Genomic DNA, 22642 nt, shown 5'->3' with positions numbered 1-22642 from the left:
GCACGTGAAGAAGGGACTGCGAGAACCATGACCGAACCCCGAGGACCCGTCGACTCCTCCCGGGTCCCGCGCTTCGCCGGCCCGGCCACCTTCGCCAGGCTGCCCCGCCTCGACGAGGTGTCCGGCGCCGACGTGGCCGTGGTGGGTGTCCCGTTCGACGGCGGTGTCTCCTACCGCCCCGGCGCCCGCTTCGGGCCCGCCGCGGTGCGCGAGGCCAGCCGGCTGCTGCGCCCCTACCACCCGGGCCTCGATGTGTCGCCGTTCGCCACCCAGCAGGTGGCCGACGCCGGTGACATCGCCGTCAACCCCTTCGACATCGGCGAGGCCATCGAGACCATCCAGGACGCCGCGAACGGCCTGCAGGCCGACGGCACCCGCCTGGTCACCATCGGCGGCGACCACACCATCGCGCTCCCGCTGCTGCGCGCCGCCGCACAGCGGCACGGCCCGGTCGCGGTGCTCCACTTCGACGCGCACCTGGACACCTGGGACACTTACTTCGGCGCCGAGCACACCCACGGCACCCCGTTCCGCCGGGCCGTGGAGGAGGGTGTCGTCGACACCTCCGCCCTCTCGCACGTCGGCACCCGCGGCCCGCTGTACGGCAAGCAGGACCTCACCGAGGACGAGAAGCTGGGCTTCGGCATCGTCACCTCCGCCGATGTCTACCGGCGCGGCGCCGACGAGGTGGCCGACCAGTTGCGCCAGCGCATCGGCGACCGGCCGCTGTACATCTCCATCGACATCGACTGCCTCGACCCGGCCCACGCCCCCGGCACCGGCACCCCGGAGGCGGGCGGCCTGACCTCGCGCGAACTCCTGGAGATCCTGCGCGGACTGGCCGGCTGCCGACTGGTCGGCGCCGATGTGGTGGAGGTGGCGCCCGCCTACGACCACGCCGAGATCACCTCGGTCGCGGCCTCCCACGTCGCCTACGACCTGATCAGCCTGCTCGCACTGCAGGGGAAGCGGGAGACAACGGATGAGTGACTCCCCGGCACTGACCGAGGTCGAGAGCTACGGGGTCGAGCGCATCCCCGACGCGGACCGCAGCGCGACCCCCTTCGACCTGTTCCGCGTCGCGTTCGGTGGCGCCAACACCTTCGCCACCTGTGTGCTCGGCGCCTTTCCGATCCTCTTCGGGCTCTCCTTCTGGCAGGGCCTGGCGGCGACCGTGCTCGGCGTGGTGGGCGGCTCCCTGATCCTCGCCCCGCTCGCGGTGTTCGGCCCGCGCAACGGCACCAACAACGCGGTCTCCTCCTCGGCACACCTGGGGGTCCACGGGCGGATCGTCGGCTCCTTCCTGTCGCTGCTCACCGCCATCGCGTTCTTCTCCATCTCGGTGTGGTCCTCCGGAGACGCGCTGGTCGGCGGCGCCCACCGGCTGATGGGCGTGGAGCAGAACGACGGCGTGTTCGCCCTCGCGTACGGCATCTTCGGGCTGCTGGTGCTGACGGTGTGCGTGTACGGCTTCCGGTTCATGCTCTTCGTCAACAAGATCGCGGTGGTGGCGGCCTCGACACTGTTCGTCCTCGGCTTCTTCGCCTTCGTGGGGGACTTCGACCCCGGCTACCAGGGTTCGTTCGCCTCGGTGTCCACGGCCGGATTCTGGCCCGCGTTCATCGGCTCGGCGCTGATCGTGCTGTCCAACCCGGTGTCCTTCGGCGCCTTCCTCGGCGACTGGGCGCGCTACATCCCCGCCGACACCCCCCGCCGGAAGGTCGTCACGGCGGCGTTCGCCTCGCAGATCGCCACCATCCTGCCGTTCTTCTTCGGTCTGGCCACCGCCTCGATCATCGCCAAGAAGGCCGCACCGTACATGGACGCGGACGCGCCGAACTACGTCGGCGGGCTGCTGGCCATCTCGCCCGGCTGGTACTTCCTGCCGGTGTGCCTGCTCGCGCTCATCGGCGGCCTGTCCACCGGCACCACCTCGCTCTACGGCACCGGCCTGGACTTCTCCAGCGTGTTCACCCGGTTCAGCCGGGTGCAGGCCACGCTGTTCGTCGGGGTGCTCTCGATCGGGTTCATCTTCCTCGGCCGGTTCGCGGCCAATCTCTCCCAGTCCATCTCCACCTTCGCCACGCTGATCATCACCTGCACCGCCCCATGGATGATCATCATGGTGCTCGGCTATGTGACCCGGCGCGGCTGGTACGACCCCGATTCGCTCCAGGTGTTCAACCGGCGCCAGCGCGGCGGCCGTTACTGGTTCCACCACGGCTGGAACTGGCGTGGCATGGGCGCCTGGCTGACCGCGGCGGTGCTCGCCCTGATGTTCGTCAACGTCCCCGGGCAGTACGTCGGCCCGCTCGGCGATCTGGCCGACGGCGCGGACATCTCGCTGCCGGTCGGTCTCGCCACCGCCGCGCTCCTCTATCTGACCCTGCTGTGGATCTTCCCCGAGCCGCGCGAGGTGTACGGGCCCGAGGGGCCGCGGCTGGTCCGGGCCTCGGACGCGCCCGTTCCGCCGATCACCACGGAGACCGGCGCGCCCGTGACCGCGATGGCGGAAGGGGCGTGAGGCCGCCGTGCGCCTGATCGACCTGTCCGTCCCGATCGCCACGGGAATGCCGGTCTACCCCGGCGATCCGCAGGTGGCCATCGCCCCGGCGCTGAGCGCCGCCGCCGACGGGGTGAACGTGCTGCACCTGGACATGGGGTCGCAGTCCGGCACCCATGTCGACGCGCCGTTCCACATCGACGACGCGCTGCCCACCCTGGATGAGCTGCCCCTGGAGCGCTTCTGGGGCCGGGCCGTGGTGGTGGACGCCCGTGGCGCGGAGCCCCGGTCCCCGCTCGGACCGTCCCTGTTCGAGAGGTGCCTTTCCGAGGGCCGCCCGCGGGCCGGAGACATCGTGCTCGTGGCCACCGGCTGGTCGCGGCACTGGGGCGGCGACGACTACCTGGCCCATCCGTATCTGACTCGGGAAGCCGCCGAACTCCTGGTGGCCGCGGGGATCCGCACCGTCGGCATCGACGCGCTGAGCGTCGATGCCACCCCCGCCGACGACTTTCCCGCCCACCGGATCCTGTGCGGCGCCCACGCCGTCATCGCCGAGAACCTCACCGGTCTCGACCCCCTGCTCGACGCACAGACGGCGGGAGAACCCATCGAGGTCTCCCTGCTGCCGCTGCGGCTCCCCGCGGCCGACGGCGCCCCCGTACGGGCCGTGGCCCGCGTCGGCTGAACCACCCACGCAAGGAGCACCACCCCATGAACGACGAGGTTCTGCAGGCCGCCGACGCCGTGGTGGCGGCGTTCGGCGAAGGCCGCCTCGACGACTACTTCGCGGCGTTCGCACCCGACGCCACGTTCGTCTTCCACACCACCTCCGAACGGCTCACCTCCACCGCGGAGTACCGGGCGCTGTGGGACCGCTGGGTCGCGGAGGACGGCTTCCGCGTCCTGGCCTGCGCCTCCACCGACCGGCTGGTCCAACTCCTCGGCGACACAGCGGTGTTCACCCATCTGGTGAAGACCACGGTGAGCACCACGGCCGGTGAGGAGACCACTCACGAGCGCGAGACCATCGTCTTCCGCCGTCAGACCCACGGCCACTGGCTGGCCGTACACGAACATCTCTCCGCAGCACCCGGCACGATCATGGAGACGGAACGATGAGCGAGCTTCTCGTCCTGCGCAACCACATCGACGGCACCTACACCGACGCCGCCGACGGCCGCCGCCTGGAGGTCACCGACCCCGTCACGGGCGAGGTGTACGCGTCCTCGCCCCTGTCGGGCGCCGCCGACGTCGACGCCGCGATGGCCGCCGCCGCGGCGGCCTTCCCCATCTGGCGCGATGCCACCCCGTCCACCCGGCAGAGGCTGCTGCTGAGGATCGCGGACGCGGTCGAGGCCCGGGCGGAGGAGATCGCGGACGCGGAGTGCCGCAACACCGGAAAGCCGCGCGCCCTCACCCTCACCGAGGAAATCGCCCCGATCGTCGACCAGATCCGGTTCTTCGCCGGTGCCGCGCGGCTGCTGGAGGGCCGCTCGGCGGGCGAGTACATGGAGGGCCTGACCTCGATCATCCGGCGCGAGCCGATCGGGGTGTGCGCGCAGGTCGCGCCGTGGAACTACCCGCTGATGATGGGCGTCTGGAAGTTCGCCCCGGCCCTCGCCGCGGGCAACACCGTCGTCCTCAAGCCGTCGGACACCACCCCCGCCTCCACCGTGCTGCTCGCGGGCATCATCGGCGACATCCTCAAGGAGATGGGCCTTCCGGCCGGTATCTTCAACGTGGTGTGCGGCGACCGTGAGACCGGCCGGCTGATGGTCGAGCACCCCACCCCGGCGATGGCGGCCATCACCGGCTCGGTGCGCGCGGGCATGCAGGTCGCCGCATCGGCCTCGAAGGACATCAAACGGGTCCATCTGGAACTGGGCGGCAAGGCCCCGGCGGTGGTCTTCGAGGACGCCGATATCGCGGAGGCCGTGGAGGGCATCTCCCTCGCCGGATTCTTCAACGCCGGACAGGACTGCACCGCGGCCACCCGGGTCCTGGTCCACGAATCGGTCCACGACGCGTTCGTGACCGCGCTCGCCAAGGCCGCCGCCGCGACCAGGACGGGCGGTGGCATCGACGACGAGGAGGTGCTGTACGGGCCGTTGAACAACGCGGGCCAACTCGCCCAGGTCTCCGGCTTCATCGAGCGGCTGCCCGCGCACGCCACGGTGGAGACGGGCGGCCACCGGGTCGGCGACAAGGGCTTCTTCTACGCGCCCACCGTGGTCTCCGGACTCAGGCAGGACGACGAGATCATCCAGAACGAGGTCTTCGGCCCGGTCATCACCGTCCAGCCGTTCCGTGACGAGGCTCAGGCCGTCGCGTACGCCAACGGCGTGGAGTACGCGCTGGCCTCGTCGGTGTGGACCAAGGACCACGCCCGTGCGATGCGGATGTCCAAGGCCCTGGACTTCGGCTGCGTATGGATCAACACCCATATGATCCTCGCCGCCGAGATGCCGCACGGCGGCTACAAGAAGTCCGGCTACGGCAAGGACCTCTCCGCGTACGGCTTCGAGGACTACACCCGCGTCAAGCACGTCATGACGGCCCTCTGACGTCCGCCGCTCTTCCGGCCCTCATCACCGCGCCGCACCGATCCGGCGCGGTGATGAGGGGAAGGCGTCCGCTCGCGCCGACCACCCGTAGGTGAACGAGCCCTCGCGGAAGCCTGGTTCAGCCCGCTCGGGGCCTGCCCGACTAGCCTGGTGCGATATGAGCGAGATGACACTGCGCCGGGCCCATGTCTCCGACCACGGGACCATCGTCGAGTGCGTGCGGAGCTGGTGGGGCGACTCACGCACCCCCGAGCAGGCGCGCGAGCTGTCGCTGCTGGTGCCCAGGCTGTTTCTGCAGTTCTTCTCCGGCACCAGCCTGGTGCTGGAGGACGGGGACGGGATCAAGGCGTTCCTCGTGGGCTTCCACGCCGCGGACAACGACGACGAGGCGTACATCCACTTCGTCGGGGTCGACCCCCAACTGCGCGGGCAGGGCGTGGGCGGCAGGCTCTACACGGCCTTCTTCCAGCGCGCCGCCGAGGCGGGCCGCCGGGAGGTGCGCGCCATCACCTCGCCCGCGAACACCGGATCCGTGGCCTTCCACCGAGCCATGGGGTTCACCGTCGAACCGGGCGATCAGGAGATCGGCGGCGTTCCCGTGCACAGCGACTACGACGGCCCCGGGCAGCACCGGGTCTGCTTCCACCGGCGGATCGCCGTTCAGCCGTAGCGGACGCGAGGGCTGGGCGGACGCGAGGGGTTGACGGTGGGGGAGTGGTGCCCTACACCGATATGGGAGCGCTCCCATGGCTCCGCTGGCTCCCATGACTCATGGACCGATCCTCATGGACCGCCGAAAGGAAACCCCATGACACGCACCAGACATCCGCTCGCCGTCCTGATCCCCTTACTCGTGTTCCTCACCGTCTTCGCCGTCCTCGTCCCGCTCGGCGCCGGTACGGCCCGCGCCGAGTCCAACGGCGGGGTGAAGGTCATGCCGCTGGGCGACTCGATCACCGACGGGTTCAACGTTCCGGGCGGCTACCGCGTCGGCCTGTGGCAGAAGTTCACGGCGGGCCGCTACAAGGTCGACCTCGTCGGCTCGCTCTTCAACGGCCCGGCGGGTCTGGGCGATCACGACCATGAGGGACACTCGGGCTGGACGATCCAGCAGATCGACGACAACGTCGTCAACTGGCTCCGCGCCCAGAACCCGCACACCATCCTGCTGCACATCGGCACCAACGACATCTACGGCAGCGACCCCGCCGGGGCGCCCGCCCGACTCTCCACCCTGATCGACCACGTCACCGCCCAGGCGCCGAACGCGGAACTCTTCGTCGCCACCATCACCCCGCTGGGCTTCCTGGACTCGACCGTGCGGGCCTACAACGCGGCGATCCCGGGCATCGTGCAGAGCAAGGTCAACGCGGGCAAGCGTGTCCATCTGGTTGACATGTACAGGGCATTGACGCCCGCGGATCTGGCCGACGGGGTGCATCCGAACGCCGGTGGCTACGACAAGATGGCCGACGTCTGGTGGAGGGCACTGCTGTCGGTGCCGGGCAGCATCGGCACCCCCTCGTCCACCACCGCCGCGTCCGCCACCGCCGGGTCCACGGCGTAGGGCAACGGGTCGGCCGCACGGGCGGCATGAGCCGCATAAGGCGCATGAGCCGCCCCCTTCACCGTCACAGTCCAGGAAGGACAGCCGCATGAACCACACCCTCGCCTCCGCGGGAACCACGCGCATACCCGGACGGCGCCGAAGGACACCGAGGTCGATGGCCGCGGCGTTACTCGGCGGCGTACTGCCGCTGCTCGCCGCACTGTTCATGCTGGCCCCGACCCCCGCGGCGGCGGCCTCACTCACCGAGGTCACGGGCTTCGGCACCAACCCGAGCAACCTCCGCATGTACGAGTACGTGCCGAGCAACGTCGCGGCACGGCCCGCCGTCCTCGTGGCGGTGCACTACTGCACCGGCTCGGGGCCCGCGTTCTACTCCGGCACCGAGTTCGCCTCCCTGGCGGACCGTTACGGCTTCATCGTCATCTATCCGTCTGCCACCAGGAGCGGCGCCTGCTTCGACGTCTCCTCCCCGCAGGCACTGCGCCACGACGGCGGCAGCGACCCGGTGGGCATCGTGTCGATGGTCCGCTACGCCCAGCAGCGCCACAACGCCGACCCCAACCGGGTCTATGTCACCGGTGCCTCATCGGGCGCCATGATGACCAACGTCCTGCTGGGCGACTACCCGGATGTGTTCAAGGCGGGCGCGGCGTTCGCGGGCGTGCCCTTCGGCTGCTTCGCTACCACCGACGGATCCGGCTGGAACAGCGCCTGCGCCAACGGCACCATCACCAAGACACCGCAGGCGTGGGGCGATCTCGCGCGCGGGGCCTACCCCGGATACCAGGGCGCCCGGCCGAGGATGCAGCTGTGGCACGGCACCGATGACGGCACCCTGCGCTATCCGAACTTCGGCGAAGAGATCAAGCAGTGGACCAACGTGCTCGGGGTGAGCCAGACCCCCGTCCTCACGGACCGTCCGCAACCCACCTGGACCCGCACCCGCTACGGCGCCACGGGCAACCAGGCGCCCGTCGAGGCGATCAGCGTTCAGGGCACGGGACACTCCCTCCCGGCCGCCGGCATGGCCGCACGGGCCATCACCTTCTTCGGCCTGGACGCCGGCTGACCTGCTGACCGGTCGACACGACGATGAGAAAGGCACCGAGGGGCCGGTTTCCCCGGCCCCTTGGCGGCCTTCGGCGGCTGCGCGGACGACCGGTTCCCACGGTCGCGGAGCATACTTCCGCCCCCTCGCCAGCCCTCCCTCCGGCGGCCGCCAGAGCCCTTGCGATGTAGAGCCTGAGCTGGTGCTACGCCGGGTCCGCGCCTATGTTTCCCCCTCGGGAAGGGGAGCGCGTGGACCGGAGCATCCGCACGGTGGACGACGTCATGAGACTCCTGGACGGCCTCTTCGCACCGGAGGCCGACCGCTGGACGGCCGACGGTGCCTCCTGGTGGGACGGTTTCTACGCGGACCGTTCCAAGCCCGTGCCGTTCTTCGTGGCGAAGCCCGACGAGCATCTGGTGTCGTATCTCGACCGTGGCCTGATCACCCCGGGCCGGGCCCTCGACCTGGGGTGCGGCCCCGGTCGCAACGCCCTCCACCTCGCCTCCCGGGGCTTTACGGTGGACGCCGTCGACCTTTCACCCACGGCCATCTCCTGGGCCACGGAACGCGCCCGTGAGGCCGGAGCCGAGATCCGATTCCACTGCGGCGACGCCTTCGCGCTCGCCGCCGGCGAGCTTGCCGGGCCGTACGATCTGATCTGCGACTCCGGCTGTTTCCACCATCTGCCACCGCACCGCCGGGTCAGCTACCTCGCCCTCCTCGAGCGCGCCCTGGCCCCCGGCGGCCATCTCGCCCTCACTTGCTTCGCGGCGGGCGAGATGGGTTCCGAACTCCCCGACGCGGCCTTCTACCGCCAGTCCGCGCTCCAAGGTGGCCTTGCCTACACACCCGAGTCCCTGCGCTGGATCTTCTCCGAGCTGACCGAGATCGAGCTGCGTCGCATGCACGACGAGCCGTCCGACTCCCCGCTCTTCGGGGAGCCGTTCCTGTGGACGGCCCTTTTCCGCCGCGCCACGGAGGCCGGGAGCACCGTGGTCTGAGGGCGGCAATGCGGAGGCCGATGACGGTCACTGTGCCGGGGCGGGCCCGGACACCGACACATCGGCCGAGGCGTCGGCGTGACCGGCGGTCCACCGCTGGTCGTTCCGGTCGTCGGCCGAGCGGAGCTCGACCTGGCTGTCGGGGTCGTCGTCCGGGGTGACGGCGAAGTCGGGTGCGATATGAGGGCGTATCAACCCCTGGCGGTCGACCACGAACCGCAGGTTCTCGCCGTTGTCGCCCTCGGCGGAGGAGCACGGCCAGATGCCGACACCCCGGTCGGTGTCCCCACGCGAGTCCAGACAGAAGTCGGGGTCGGCCTCGGTGTGCAGCAGCCCCTCGGAGTCCAGCCGCCACCGCTGGGTGTCGGTCCCGGCGCACTGGGCCAGGACGGCGTCCGTGCGCTTCTCCAGCCGCTGGTCGCGGATGTCCAGACAGAGCCCGGAATCGGCGTTGATCACCGCCGTGTAGGTGTCGCCCGGAATCGGGGCGCCGGGCGGCGGCGCGGTGCTCGCTGGCGGTGTGGCGGGGGCGGTCGTGGGCGGTTCGGTCATGCCACCGGGGTTCGGCGGGCGCTGTGGCCGTTTCGTCGGAGCCGGCGGATCCGTCGTCGGCTGAGCCGAAGGAGCCGAGGGGGTGGCGGTGGCGGACGCGGGCGGAGGTGTGTTCGTGCGACCGGCCGGGGTCATGTCGTCCCCGCCGGACACCAGGACGGCGACCGTGGCGGCAACCGCCGCCACGGCCGCCACCGCGATCAGCGCGGTCGTCGCGGGTGGCCGGGAGCCCGTCCAGGCCGGCCGGCGCCACCGGCCCGCGGATCCACCGTCCATCGGCATGTTCGGCATGTTCGGCACGTTCGGCGCGATGCCAGCGCCCTCAGCGACCCCCGTGACTCCGGCGGCCCCCGCGACCATCGCGCCCTCCGCGGTCTCGGCGGGGGGATACGGCGGCGGGGGAGCGGTGACCAGGGACGGGTCCGGCTGCCGCGGCTGCGCGGGCGACGGCGCCGCCGATCCCACCGAGGGCAGTCCGCTGACCGGCCCCGCCGTGACATAGGCCGCCCCGCCCCACCCCAGGAGCCCGTCGGCGATCACGGTCCGGGGATCCTCGTCCATCCGTATCAGGTCGCCGTACACCCCGGCGCACGATGGGCAGCTGGACAGATGGCGGTCCAGGTCGTCGCAGCGCCGGGGGTTGTCCGGCCGTACCGCCGCCTCGATGAGGCCCCGGAACCCCTGACAGGTCTGCTCGCCGCCACGCTCCAGATGGGTCCGCAGCCACGCCTCGCGCAGGGCGCCCCGTGCCGTCTCCCGGAGCGTGGGAACGGTGTGCGGCGCCAGCCCCGCGAAGGTGGCCACCGCCGTGTCGGGATCCTCGTCCACCACGCTGTACCACAGGACATCACGGGTGCGCGCCGAGAGGCTGAGGAAGCCACCGAGCATGGCCGAACGCTCCCGCGCCCTCCGGTGTCCGGCCTCGCGGTCCGCGGTGATACCGGAGCGGCCGAGCCACTCGGCGAACGTGGGGTCCAGCCTCTCCGCCCGGTTGCCCTCCGCCCAGGTGGCGGCCACCCGCTGGACGAGCAGCAGCAGATGGTGCCGCCAGGGTCCCCAGGGGTCGATACCGCGACAGGTCTCCTGCGCGGCGAGGCCGAAGGACAGGTCGGCGAGCTGGTCGGCGTCGGTCCGGGTCCTGGTGCAGAGCCGGGCGTAGGACAGCACCGCCGGCAGGTGGCGCTCCCGCAGCTGCTGCGTGGCCGGGAGGGCGGTGGGCGCCCCGGAGCGGATGCGCTCGGTGAGTTCCGCGTCGGACAGTTGGGCGTACGGCCGCTGCCCAGCGGTGGCATCGGGCTCGGTTCCGTGCTGGTCGGTCACCCTCGCGACTCCTCGCGTCACCGGCAGTGAGACGAGTGCCCATACTGGTGGAGCGCGCGGGTGCGGGTAAAGGTATCCGGCAGGAACTCCCTTGAGACGACAATTAATTACGGTCCGTGGTGAAGCGGCCGACGAGTTCACGCTTGAGTACCTTGCCGCTGGGGCCCAGGGGGAAGGCGTCGATGAATTTCACCCGGCGCGGGTACTTGTGTCCGGCGAGCCGCTCCCTGGCCCACTCCACGATGCCGGAGCCCAGGGCCGCGTCCGGGGCCGTCCCTGGCCGTGTCCGCACCACGGCGCACACCTCCTCGCCGTACACCTCGTCGGGCAGTCCGATGACGGCCACCTGAGCGATGTCCGGGTGGCGCATGAGCACGTCCTCGACCTCGCGTGGGTAGACGTTGTATCCGCCGCGCACCACCAGGTCCTTCTTGCGGTCCACGAGGGTGAGATAGCCTTCCGCGTCCTTGGTGCCGAGGTCGCCCGAGCGGAACCACCCGTCGACCAGCACCTCGGCCGTGGCCTCCGGACGGTTGAGGTAACCGGCCATCACATTGTGGCCACGGATGACGATCTCACCGACCGTGCCGGTCGGCAGCAGCTCCACGCGGTCCTCCACATCGGCCGCGGCGATCTCCGCCTCGACGCCCCAGATCGGGCGCCCCACCGTCCCCGGTTTACGCGGCCACGCCTTCTGGTTGTAGGCGACCACCGGTGACGCCTCGGTCAGGCCGTACCCCTCGTAGATCGGGCAGCCGAAGACCTCCTGGAAGTCCTCGAGCACCTTCACCGGAAGCGCCGAGCCCCCGGAGAACGCGCGGTCGAGGGCGGGGCGGCGGGGGTTCTGGGCGGCGGCGTCGAGCAGCGCCAGAAACATGGTGGGCACCCCCATGAAGACGGTGCACCCCTCGGTGACCATCAGGTCCAGCGCCCGGGGGCCGTCGAACCGGCTCATCAGCACCATCGTGCCGCCCGCCAGGAAGGTGGTGCCCATCCCGCAGGTCTGCCCGAAGGTGTGGAACAGGGGCAGACAGCCGAGCAGCACATCGTCGGGGCCGAGGTCGAAGGGCGAGAGCATCGTGGTGCTCACGTTCATCACCAGGTTGAACTGGGTGATCATCGCGCCCTTGGGCCGGCCGGTGGTGCCCGAGGTGTACAGGACCACGGCGAGGTCGCCGGGCTCGCGCGGCATACAGTGGTCCAGCGGATCAGCGTGTTCGGCGAGGGCGTCCAGGCGCGGTCGGCCGCCGTCGTGCTCCTCCATAACGGTGATCAGCGGGACCCCGGCCACCTCCGCGCCCTTGGCGCCCTCGGTCAGCATCGGCGCCCCGCACACCAGTACCTTCGACTCCGAGTCGCGCAGCACATGGACGATCTCGTCGGCGCGCAGCAGACCGTGCACCGGGACGGCCACGGCGCCGAGCGCCAGCACCCCGTAGTACACCATCGGGAAGTGCGGTGTGTTCGGCAGCAGCAGCGCCACCCGGTCGCCCGCACCGATGCCGTGGTCGCGCAGTACGGCGGCGTACCGCCGCGTGGCGTCCCACAGCTCGCGGTAGGTGATGCGCTGCGAGCCGAAGACGAGCGCGGGGTGGTCCGGGCGCCGCAGCGCGGACTCGGCGAGCACCGCCGCCGCCGTGAGCGTCATGCCCCGGCCTGCTGGGCGGCCAGCCGCTGCTTGTCCGGCTTGCCGGCACCGGTCAGCGGAATGTCGCCATGGAAGGTGATGGCGGCAGGCACATGCTTGGGCGACAGCTCACCGGTCACATGGTCGAGCAGCGAGGTGAAGTCGGCGGCGCCACCGGGGCGGAGCACGACCGCCGCGTGGATGTGTTCCACCCGGTCCCCGTCGGCCACTCCGTACACCGCGGCCTGGGCGACATCGGGGTGGGTCAGCAGCGCGTTCTCCACGGCGATGGGATGGACCTTGATCCCGTTGGTCTTCATCACCTCGCCCACCCGGCCGTGCAGACGCACATAGCCGCGCTCGTCGAGGGAGCCGAGGTCGCCGGTGTACACCCAGCCGTCGCGTACGGTCTCCGCGGTCAGCTCCGGCTCGCGCCAGTAGCCGAGCATGTTGAACGGCGACCGTACGCAGATCTCGCCGATCTCGCCCACCGGCAGATCACGCTGGTCGTCCTGGTCGCGGATGCGCACCTCGGCGGTCAGCCGGCCAGCGGTCATCCGCAGCTCGGGGTCGAAGTGGTCCGGCGGGACGAGCACGCTGATACCGCTGGTCTCGGTGGTGCCGTAGAACTGCAGCAGCACCGGGCCGAACACCTCGACCGCCTCGGCCAGCCGGGCCGGGGAGGCGGGGCAGCCGCCGTAGGAGATGATCTGGATGCTGGACAGATCGGTGCCCTTGATGGCCGGGTGGTCCACCAGCATGTACAGCTGCGGAGGGGTGAGGGTGAGCGCGGACACCCGGTGGCGCTCCACCGCGCCGAGCACCGCACTCGCGTCGAAGCCGTCGTGCAGGACCACCGTGCCACCGGAGGCGAGGGCGAGGTCGGCGCCCGAGCCGTTGGAGTGGCTCACCGGCAGCGTCGACAGGTAGGTGATCGGGGCGGGTGCGTCAAGTCCCGCCCGCAGATAGAGCGTTCGGACGCGGAAGGGAAGTGTCACACCCTTCGGGGCGCCGCTGGTGCCACTGGTGAACAGGACTACGGCCGCACGCTCGGGGTCGGTCTCCACGACCGTCAGATCGAAGGCGTCCGCATCGCCCGTGGTCAGGTCCAGCACATCCGGGCCGAGGGAGCCCAGCGCGGCGAGCCGGGGCGGATCCGGCAGACGCTCGCACAGCTCCCGGGCCAGGCCCAGGTTCTCCTCGTCGACGGCGAGGAAGGTGGCGCCCGTCCTCTTCAGGATCTCGTACCGCTCGCGGGTGGCCAGCTGATCGGTGGGATCCACCGCGTTGGTGGAGTGCAGATGGACCACCGTGGCGCCGATAAGGTTCGCCGCATAGCGCAGAATGATGGTGGCCGGGGTGTTGGAGACCGTCAGCACGGCCACTACCGGAATTTCTTCCTCCGCTATCTGGCGGCGCAGGAATTCCGCCGCCGCGACCACGGTCCGGGTGAACTCGCCGGCGGTGTACCGCTCATCGTCCCGGAGCAGGGCCACCCGCTCCCCATCGGCTGATAGAGCCTCGAGGACCCGTCGGACGTAATTGTCGGTCGGAGACATCGAAACTCCAGTTCGCCGTTTGCCGATGAGTTCAGGGAGCCGTTTCCCGCTGAAGGATGACACCCCGCCCCCGGCATGGCAACCTTCTTCCATCCGCCTGTCAGTTTCTTGCCGTGAAACCGAGTTGGGCGCGCGCAGGTTGCCATTCGGCATACCGATTGACGGCCCACCGCATGTAGATTGGCGCCGACGGGGGGTCGACACGGCTCATCCCGCATTCTGCACGGTCCCCAGTAGCCTAAAAGCGAAGTGAGTGGACGTGACGACTCAATATCTGGACCTGTTTTCGCGCCTCACCGAGGGTTCTGACGGTGGAAAGCGCGAGTTCCTGGAGATCGGACGGCTCGCCGGTCAGTTCCCCGCCGCCAGCGTCAGCGGCGTCGAGGACGCCTCCCAGATCAGCGTCTGGTGCAGCAACGACTACCTCGGCATGGGCCAGCACCCCGCCGTCCTGGACGCCATGAAGGAAGCCGTCGACCAGTACGGGGCGGGCGCCGGCGGCTCACGCAACATCGGCGGCACCAACCACTACCACGTGCTGCTGGAGACGGAGCTCAGCGCGCTCCACGGCAAGGACGACGCGCTGCTGTTCACCTCCGGCTACACCGCCAACGACGGCGCGCTGTCCGTCATCGCCGGCCGCATGGAGGGGTGCGTCGTCTTCTCCGACGCGCTGAACCACGCCTCCATCATCGACGGCCTGCGCCACAGCGGCGCACAGAAGCGGATCTTCCGGCACAACGACACCGCGCACCTCGAGCAGCTGCTCGCGGCCGCCGACCCCGACGCGCCCAAGCTGATCGTCGCCGAGTCCGTCTACTCGATGAACGGCGACATCGCACCACTCGCGGAGATCGCCGACCTCGCCGAGCGCCATGGTGCCATGACCTTCCTCGACGAGGTGCACGCGGTGGGCATGTACGGTCCGCAGGGCGCGGGCATCGCGGCGCGCCAGGGCCTGGCCGACCGGTTCACCGTCATCATGGGCACGCTGGCCAAGGGCTTCGGCACCAACGGGGGGTACATCGCCGGCCCGGCGGAGGTGATCGAGGCGGTACGGATGTTCTCCCGCTCCTTCATCTTCACCACCGCGATGCCGCCCGCCGTCGCCGCGGCCGCCCTCGCCGCCGTCCGCCATCTGCGCTCCTCCGAGGTCGAGCGGGAACGACTGTGGGATAACGCACAGTTGATGCACCGTCAGCTCAAGGAGCGCCGGATCCCCTTCATCTCCGACCTCACCCACATCGTGTCCGTGCTGGTGCGGGACGAGGTCCTGTGCAAGCGGATGTCCGCGGCGCTGCTGGAGCGGCATGGCATCTATGTGCAGGCGATCAACGCGCCGAGCGTGCGGGCCGGTGAGGAGATCCTGCGGGTGGCACCCGGAGCCGTGCATTCCACTGCCGAGGTGGAGATGTTCGTCAAGGCCCTTGACCAGGTCTGGGAGGAGTTCGGCGGCCCCCGCGAGGACGCGGAAATACGGTTGCGCAATGCGGGCGACCGGGGTTAGGTACGGGTGACCCGAGGCATGTCGATCTTGCTTGACACGCCTTGGCGGCGGGATGTTTGATGACACCACGCGAACAGCTGGGCGATTCTTGGGACCCGCTTGCGTAACGGGGATCTCGGGGGCTCGGGGGAGCAGTTACATGGGATGCCGCGGTGCTGCGGCATGCTATTGCCCGGTGCGAACGGGCGGAAACGGGGGTTTCGGGGTGACGCTTGCGTATGTCCTCGACGGTGGTATGAACGATCAGCCGGGAGCCGGCGCAGAGCTGTATGAACTCTTTCCGAGCGTGCAGCACACCTATCAACAGATCGCCGAGTGGACGGGTATCGACGTCCAGCGCATATTCGAGGAAGAACGGCAACCCGGACAGGAGCACCGACAAGGCGTCGGCGCCATACGTCAGGCCGCTGCCGTATTAGGAATTGCGGATGTTCTCGCCGAGGAATACGGCATAACACCGGCCGCCGTATGCGGACTGAGTTTCGGCGCACTGGTCGGTGCGACTCTCGCCGGAGCCGTCGAGCGTCAGGAGCTCTTCACCCTTCTGATGCGATTGCGGGAAGTTCCCCCGCCGGCCGCGGACGCCGGCCCGCAGGCCGTCGCCATGCTGCGGGTCCCGTACGACACCGCCACCGACGACCTGCTCGCCGACGTCGCCGATGTGTATCTCTCCGCCGACCTCGGCAAGGTCGGCACTGGCCACGAGCGCATGGTGCTGCTGGGCGGCTACCGCTCGGCCCTCCAGCGGTTCGGGGCCGGGTTCCCGGCCGGCGCCCTGCATGTGTCCGACGACCACGGTGCCGCCTTCCACTCGCCGCTCCAGCAGCACATCAGCGACTACCTCGAGCCCACGCTGGGCGCCATGACCTTCCATGACCCACGGGTGCCCGTGCACTCGTGCATGGAGCGCAAGGCCCTCACCACCGCTGAGGAGATCCGCGATCTCTTCCGCCGCAACCCCACCGCCCCCGTGAGCGTCCCGCACATGATCGGCGGACTGGAGGACAGCGGCACCGAACTGGGCCTGGTGCTCGGCCCCGCAGCGTTCGGCACCTTCCAGAACGCGTCGTTCCCCGTGGTCCACGTGGAATCACCGGACCATGTCTTCGAGGCGATGACCGCGGTCTACGACTTCGGCATCGAACTTCCCTCCACGGAAGCCGGGGTGACCCAGTGAAGGACGTGACCGAGCAGATCGACCAGTGGCTGTCGCAGGACATCGACGCCTGGACACGCCGGGTCGTCCGCCGCCACTTCGACCCCGACACCGGCACCCCCTACTGGCTCAAGCGCGCCGCCGAACTCGCCATCGATCCACGGGACATCACCCGCCACGACGAGCTGTCCGCGTTCGGCCCGATGCCCTTGGGCGACCTGCGCACCCTGGACCCCGCCGAGCTCGTGCCCCAGGCGGTGCCCCGGCCCCTGACCGGCCGGGTCTGGGACTCCGGAGGCACGACCGGCAACCCCTGCCGCGTCTACTACACCGAGCCGATGCTCGAGCACCGCGCCGCATGGCGACGCTGGGTGATCGAGCGCGAGGGATTCGAGCCGGGCCGCAACTGGCTCCAGGCCACTCCCACCGGCCCGCACCTCATCGGACACGGCGCCGTGGACCTGGCGGACCTGTACGACGGCCGGGTGTACGGCATCGACTTCGACCCTCGCTGGGTCAAGCGCCTGCTCCGCGACGGCAGGCTGAAGGAAGCGCAGGAGTACACGGTCCATCTCACCGAGCAGATGGCCTCGGTCCTGGAGCATCAGCCGATCGACTACCTCGTCACCACCCCGGCCCTGCTGCAGGCGCTGATCAAGGCAAGGCCAGACCTGGTGGCGCGACTGAAGGGCGTACGGCTCAGTGGCACACATGCCACCCCCGCCATGCGCAGGTCCTTCCACAAGGCCCTGGGCGGCGGACTGGTCGTCGTCACCTACGCCAACACCTTCGGCAACACCGTGGGCCTGCCCGCGGTGGACGACGGCACCCTCATGCCATACCTGCCGAACTACCCGCAGGTGACCATGGCGGTCGTCGACAAGGACGACTGGTCCAAGGTCGTCGCATACGGCGATCAGGGCCAGGTCCGGCTGACCGTCCTGCACGACGACCTCTTCCTGCCCAATGTGCTGGAGCGCGACCTCGCGGTGCGGTACGACACGGGCGCGGAGTGGCCGTGTGACGGCGTCGCCAACGTCAAGCCACTGCAGGTCGTGCGGTCGGCGCCGGAAGGCATCTACTAGGCCCCGCCCAAGCCCCCCGAAGACAACACGAAGCCTGGGGAAACACGGCCCACGGCCCCACGGGTCACGGGTAACGGGTCACCGCCCACGAGGAACCCGCGTGGCATCCGCCACGCGGGAGGGCCCTGCCCACCCATGCCCCGTCCCTTCCCCGTCCGCTTCGTCATCTCGTTCTCCTGTCCCGTTTTCCTGCCCGGACGCGGCGCAGACCTTCGCCTTGCGCTGGTGTGCGCCCGGCGTCCTACGTTCCTGAATCCAGGGAGTCACGCTCATGAAGGGTTCCGACGGCACCTCGCCGCGCACCACGGACGCGCCGATCGCGGTCGTCGGACTGTCCTGCCGCCTTCCCGGAGCACCCGACCCCGCCACGTTCCGGCAACTGCTCCTCGACGGCGCCGACGCCATTACGGAGGCCCCCGAGGGACTGTGGGGCACGGACGCGGGCACGGACGCGGACCTCGGCCGCCGGGGCGGATTCCTGGACCGGGACCGGATCGACCACTTCGACGCCGCCTTCTTCGGCATATCGCCACGCGAGGCCGCGGCCATGGACCCCCAGCAGCGACTGACCCTGGAACTGACCTGGGAGGCCCTCGAAGACGCCGGAATCATTCCGGACCGGCTCCGTGACAGCCGTACCGGCGTGTACATCGGAGTGATCGCGGACGACTACGCCACCCTGATCCGCCGGGGCGGCCCGGCGGCCATCGACCGGCACAGCTTCACCGGACTCCACCGCGGCATCATCGCCAACCGCGTCTCCTACCACCTCGGCCTGCGCGGCCCCAGCCTCACCCTCGACGCCGGCCAGGCATCATCACTGGCGGCCATCCACCTGGCCTGCGAAAGCATCCGCCGCGGCGAGACGTCCCTCGCGATCGCCGGCGGCGTCCATCTCAACCTCGCCGCCGAAAGCGGCGTCAGCGCAGAGCGGTTCGGCGGTCTGTCGCCGGACGGCGTCACCTACACCTTCGACGCCCGTGCCAATGGCTTCGTACGCGGCGAGGGCGGCGGCGCCGTCGTCCTCAAGCCCCTCACCGACGCCCTCGCCGACGGGGACGCCGTGTACTGCGTCATCCGTGGCAGCGCGCTCAACAACGACGGTGGCGGGGACCACCTCACCACGCCCCACCAGGCCGCCCAGGAGGACCTCCTGCGGCGCGCCTACCGGCAGGCCGGAGTCGACCCTGCCCGGGTCCAGTACGTGGAACTCCATGGCACCGGCACGAAGGTCGGCGACCCGATCGAGGCCGCGGCCCTGGGCGAGGTGCTGGGCGCGGCCCGGCGGCCCACCGATGCCCCGCTGCTGGTGGGATCGGCCAAGACCAACGTGGGCCATCTGGAGGGCGCGGCCGGTGTCGTCGGCTTCATCAAGACGGCCCTGGGTCTCAAGCACGGCGAACTCTTCCCCAGCCTCAACTTCCGGACGCCCAACCCGGACATTCCGCTGGACCGGCTGAAGCTGCGCGTCCAGACGACAACCGAACCGTGGACCGCCGACTCGGGCACGCGGGAGGCGCTGACCGCTGGGGTCAGCTCCTTCGGAGTGGGCGGCACCAACTGCCATGTGGTGCTCTCCGGGGCCCCGGATCAGGCGGCGGCTCGGGACGCGGCGGAAGCCGTCCCGGGGGGCGCCGCGGGCCGGATCCCCTGGGTGGTGTCGGGGCGCTCCGAGGCGGCGTTGCGGTCGCAGGCTGGTCGGCTGGCGTCGTATGCGGAGGAGCGGCTTGAGCTGTCGGCCGAGGATGTCGGGTTCTCCCTGGCGGCGACGCGTAGTGCGTTCGAGCATCGTGCGGTGGTGTTGGCCGAGGACCTGGGTGGTCTGGTCGGTGGTGTGGCCGCGCTGGCGGAGGGCCGGGATGCGGCGGGCGTGGTGCGGGGTGTAGCCGGTGCTGATGGTCGTGCGGTGTTGGTGTTTCCGGGGCAGGGGTCGCAGTGGGTGGGGATGGCGGCGGGGTTGTTGGAGTCTTCGCCGGTGTTCGCGGAGCGGGTTGGTGAGTGTGGGGCGGCGTTGGCGCCGTTTGTGGACTGGTCGCTTGTGGATGTGTTGCGGGGTGGGGAGGGTGCTGCGGAGGCGTTGGAGCGGGTGGATGTGGTGCAGCCGGTGTTGTGGGCTGTGATGGTGTCGTTGGCGGAGTTGTGGCGTTCGTACGGGGTGGAGCCTGCGGCGGTGGTGGGTCATTCGCAGGGTGAGATCGCGGCGGCGTGTGTGGCGGGTGCGTTGTCGTTGGAGGACGCGGCGCGCGTGGTGGCGTTGCGGAGTAAGGCGTTGCGGGCGTTGTCGGGGCGCGGGGGCATGGTGTCGGTGTCGTTGCCCCTGGAGGCGGTACGGGAGCGGCTGGCGGCGTGGGGTGAGCGGTTGTCGGTGGCGGCGGTGAACGGGCCCTCGGCGGTTGTTGTCTCGGGTGACGCGGACGCGTTGGACGAGCTGCTGGCGGCGTGTGAGGCCGAGGGGATCCGGGCGCGTCGCATTCCCGTGGACTACGCCTCGCATTGCGCTCATGTCGAGGCTATCGAGGGCGAGTTGCTGCGGGATCTCGCGGGGATCAGCCCGCGCTCGTCGTCGGTGCCGTTTTATTCGACGGTGACTGGTGGGGTGCTTGATACGGCGGGGCTGGATGCCGGGTACTGGTACCGGAATCTGCGTCAGACGGTGCGCTTCGACGAGACCGTCCGTGGCCTGCTGGCCGACGGCTTCCAGGTGTTCATCGAGGCCAGCGCCCATCCGGTGCTCACCATGGGTGTGGAGCAGACCGCCGAGCATCATGGCTATGAGGTGGCGGCTGTCGGGTCGCTGCGCCGTGAGGAAGGTGGCCTGGACCGTTTCCTGAGGTCCGTGGCCGAGGCATACGTGGGCGGGACCTCTGTCGACTGGGCGGGGGCGTTCGAGGGGACGGGGGCTCGGCGGGTCGAGCTGCCCACGTACGCCTTCCAGCGCAAGCGGTACTGGGTGGACACCCAGGCCCTGCCGCAGCCGAGCCCGCACACCGAGGCCGATGCGACCGACCCTGATGTCAAGGAGACCAGCACATCGGCGACCGATGCGGCGTCCCTCCTGCGGACACGTCTTGCCGCGCTGAACGATGTCCAGCAAGGGGAGATGCTGGCGGATCTGGTGCGTGACCAGGTCGCCACCGCGCTGGGGTACGAGGGGCCGGAAGCCGTCGATCTCGGTCGGACCTTCAAGGAACTGGGCTTCGATTCGCTCGGCGCCGTCGATTTCCGCAATCGCCTGAACACCACCACCGGACTGCGACTGTCGACCACCCTGCTGTTCGACCACCCCACGCCCCGGGCACTCGTACGCCATCTGCGGGGCACCCTCCTGGGCGACGACGGACGCGAGGAAACGGCGTCGGTGCCGGTCGGCGTGGCCCCGGACGAGCCGATCGCGATCGTGGGCATGAGCTGCCGTTACCCCGGTGGTGTGCGGTCGCCCGAGGAACTGTGGCAGCTGATCGCCTCAGGCGGCGACGCCATCGGGGCGTTTCCGGAGGACCGGGGTTGGGATCTGTCCGGCCTGTATGACGCCGATCCCGGACGAGCGGGGACGACTTACACCCGCGAAGGCGGATTCCTCTACGACGCCGGGTACTTCGACGCCGACTTCTTCGGGATCTCGCCGCGCGAGGCACTGGCGATGGATCCGCAACAGCGGCTCTTGCTGGAGACCTCATGGGAGGTCTTCGAACGTGCGGGGATCGACCCGGCCGGCCGGGAGAAGAGCCGGACCGGTGTCTTCGTGGGCGCGATGTCCCAGGACTACGGACCGCGGATGCACGACGCCTCGGATGAGCTGCAGGGATACCTGCTGACCGGCAACACCGTGAGCGCCGCTTCGGGCCGTATCTCCTACACCATGGGCTTCGAGGGCCCGGCGATGACGGTGGACACCGCCTGTTCGTCGTCCTTGGTGGCCCTGCATCTGGCAGTCCAGTCGCTGCGCCAGGGCGAATGCGCGCTCGCGCTCGCCGGTGGGGTGACGGTGATGTCGACACCAGGACTGTTCGTGGAGTTCAGCAGGCAACAGGGACTGGCCCCGGACGGCCGGTGCAAGCCGTTCGCGTCGGCGGCGGATGGCACAGGATGGGCCGAGGGCGCCGGGATGCTGCTGCTGGAGCGGCTGTCGGACGCGCGGCGGAACGGCCATCAGGTGCTCGCGGTGGTGCGGGGCAGCGCCATCAACCAGGACGGTGCGTCGAACGGTCTGACCGCGCCGAACGGACCCTCACAACAGCGGGTGATCCGCGCGGCGTTGGCGAACGCGGGGCTTTCACCCGCTGCAGTGGACGCGGTCGAAGCACACGGCACGGGCACGGCCCTGGGCGACCCGATCGAGGCCGAGGCGCTGCTCGCGACCTATGGGCGGGAGCGGAGCGCCGAGGACCGGCCGTTGTGGCTGGGGTCGGTGAAGTCGAACATTGGTCATACGCAGGCGGCTGCTGGTGTGGCGGGTGTGATGAAGATGGTGTTGGCGATGCGGCATGGTGTGTTGCCGAAGTCGCTGCATGTTGATGAGCCGTCGCCGCATGTGGAGTGGTCGGCGGGTGCGGTGGAGTTGTTGACGGATGCGGTGGTGTGGCCGGAGACGGATCGTCCGTGGCGTGCGGGTGTGTCGTCGTTCGGCATCAGCGGCACGAATGCCCACGTCATCGTGGAGCAGGCTCCCGTAGAGACGGGTGTCGCCGAGCCGGTGACCGAGGGCCCTGAGGAGTCGGCGCTGGTGCCGTGGGTGGTGTCGGCGAAGTCCGAGGGTGCGTTGCGGGCGCAGGCGGAGCGGTTGTTGTCGGCGGTGCATGGCGGCATTGGCATCGAGGCGTCGGTCGTTGACGTGGCCTCCTCGCTGGTCACGACCCGGTCCGCCCTCGATGAGCGGGCGGTGGTGTTGGCGGGTGACGGTGCGGGGTTCGCGGCTGGGCTGGGCGCGCTGGTGGATGGCGTACCGGTGGCGGGTGTGGTGCGGGGTTCGGTGGTGCCGGGGAAGCTCGCGGTGTTGTTCTCGGGTCAGGGTAGTCAGCGGGTCGGGATGGGTCGGGAGTTGTATGAGGCGTTCCCGGTGTTCGCGGAGGCGTTTGATGAGGTGTGTGGGTACTTCGACGGGATGCTGGAGCGCCCGCTGCGGGAGGTGATCAGCGGGGACGCGT

15 protein-coding genes and 1 pseudogene are annotated in these 22642 nt (G+C 70.0%); 13 read left to right on the top strand and 3 right to left on the bottom strand.

Annotated features, from left to right (window positions below):
• The first annotated feature begins 27 nt into the window (after positions 1-27).
• From speB to J5X86_RS47155, 9 genes and pseudogenes are all read left to right on the top strand, one after another.
• The gene (gene speB / locus J5X86_RS47195) at positions 28-990 is read left to right on the top strand and encodes an agmatinase (RefSeq protein ID WP_014058268.1); all 963 of its coding nucleotides are present in this window, start codon (positions 28-30) and stop codon (positions 988-990) included.
• Positions 983-2524: a cytosine permease gene (locus tag J5X86_RS47190; protein WP_208522772.1), complete on the top strand. Its 1542-nt coding sequence runs from the start codon at positions 983-985 to the stop codon at positions 2522-2524. The genes speB and J5X86_RS47190 overlap by 8 nt, the downstream gene beginning before the upstream one ends.
• A gap of 7 nt (positions 2525-2531) precedes the next feature.
• Positions 2532-3191 (top strand): cyclase family protein, encoded by a 660-nt coding sequence (locus J5X86_RS47185; protein ID WP_208522771.1) that lies wholly within the window; start codon positions 2532-2534, stop codon positions 3189-3191.
• A 26-nt stretch (positions 3192-3217) separates the two neighbouring features.
• Positions 3218-3625, top strand: coding sequence for a nuclear transport factor 2 family protein (locus tag J5X86_RS47180; protein WP_078638594.1), 408 nt, complete (start codon positions 3218-3220; stop codon positions 3623-3625).
• Positions 3622-5070, top strand: a complete 1449-nt coding sequence (locus J5X86_RS47175; RefSeq protein ID WP_208522770.1) for a gamma-aminobutyraldehyde dehydrogenase — start codon at positions 3622-3624, stop codon at positions 5068-5070. The genes J5X86_RS47180 and J5X86_RS47175 overlap by 4 nt, the downstream gene beginning before the upstream one ends.
• A 157-nt stretch (positions 5071-5227) precedes the next feature.
• Positions 5228-5740, top strand: coding sequence for a GNAT family N-acetyltransferase (locus J5X86_RS47170; protein ID WP_208522769.1), 513 nt, complete (start codon positions 5228-5230; stop codon positions 5738-5740).
• Between the two features lie 138 nt (positions 5741-5878).
• Positions 5879-6637, top strand: a complete 759-nt coding sequence (locus tag J5X86_RS47165) for an SGNH/GDSL hydrolase family protein (RefSeq protein ID WP_208522768.1) — start codon at positions 5879-5881, stop codon at positions 6635-6637.
• 157 nt (positions 6638-6794) lie between these two features.
• Positions 6795-7706: pseudogene (locus J5X86_RS47160) on the top strand (PHB depolymerase family esterase); the annotation flags it as partial.
• A 233-nt stretch (positions 7707-7939) separates the two neighbouring features.
• A complete protein-coding gene (locus J5X86_RS47155) occupies positions 7940-8692 on the top strand; it encodes a class I SAM-dependent methyltransferase (protein WP_208522766.1) in 753 nt (250 codons plus the stop codon).
• A gap of 27 nt (positions 8693-8719) precedes the next feature.
• On the opposite strand, the gene J5X86_RS52730 is transcribed toward J5X86_RS47155, so the two are convergent.
• The 3 genes from J5X86_RS52730 to J5X86_RS47140 all read right to left on the bottom strand — a co-directional run bounded on the left by J5X86_RS52730 (position 8720) and on the right by J5X86_RS47140 (position 13750).
• Positions 8720-10564 (bottom strand): RICIN domain-containing protein, encoded by a 1845-nt coding sequence (locus J5X86_RS52730; RefSeq protein WP_208522765.1) that lies wholly within the window; start codon positions 10562-10564, stop codon positions 8720-8722.
• Positions 10565-10667: 103 nt separating this feature from the next.
• Positions 10668-12212 (bottom strand): long-chain fatty acid--CoA ligase, encoded by a 1545-nt coding sequence (locus tag J5X86_RS47145; protein WP_208522764.1) that lies wholly within the window; start codon positions 12210-12212, stop codon positions 10668-10670.
• Complete coding sequence (locus J5X86_RS47140) at positions 12209-13750, bottom strand: class I adenylate-forming enzyme family protein (RefSeq protein WP_208522763.1); 1542 nt, start codon at positions 13748-13750, stop codon at positions 12209-12211. The genes J5X86_RS47145 and J5X86_RS47140 overlap by 4 nt, the downstream gene beginning before the upstream one ends.
• A gap of 259 nt (positions 13751-14009) precedes the next feature.
• Here J5X86_RS47140 and hemA point away from each other — a divergent pair, with 259 nt between their 5' ends.
• The 4 genes from hemA to J5X86_RS47120 all read left to right on the top strand — a co-directional run.
• Positions 14010-15257, top strand: a complete 1248-nt coding sequence (hemA, locus tag J5X86_RS47135) for a 5-aminolevulinate synthase (RefSeq protein ID WP_308124958.1) — start codon at positions 14010-14012, stop codon at positions 15255-15257.
• Positions 15258-15543: 286 nt separating this feature from the next.
• Positions 15544-16434 (top strand): ACP S-malonyltransferase, encoded by an 891-nt coding sequence (locus J5X86_RS47130; protein ID WP_208522761.1) that lies wholly within the window; start codon positions 15544-15546, stop codon positions 16432-16434.
• Positions 16431-17498, top strand: a complete 1068-nt coding sequence (locus tag J5X86_RS47125; RefSeq protein WP_208522760.1) for an arylcarboxylate reductase — start codon at positions 16431-16433, stop codon at positions 17496-17498. Before J5X86_RS47130 ends, J5X86_RS47125 begins: the two co-directional genes overlap by 4 nt.
• A 271-nt stretch (positions 17499-17769) precedes the next feature.
• Positions 17770-22642 (top strand): type I polyketide synthase (locus J5X86_RS47120; RefSeq protein ID WP_208522759.1); only part of this gene is annotated, 4873 nt, incomplete at its 3' end.

Origin of the sequence: Streptomyces sp. NEAU-YJ-81, assembly GCF_017592595.1 — a bacterium.
In the GTDB taxonomy this organism is placed as follows: domain Bacteria; phylum Actinomycetota; class Actinomycetes; order Streptomycetales; family Streptomycetaceae; genus Streptomyces; species Streptomyces hygroscopicus_B.
The sequence above is the reverse complement of the archived record's forward strand: the minus strand, read 5'-3'. Positions and strand labels throughout refer to the sequence as shown.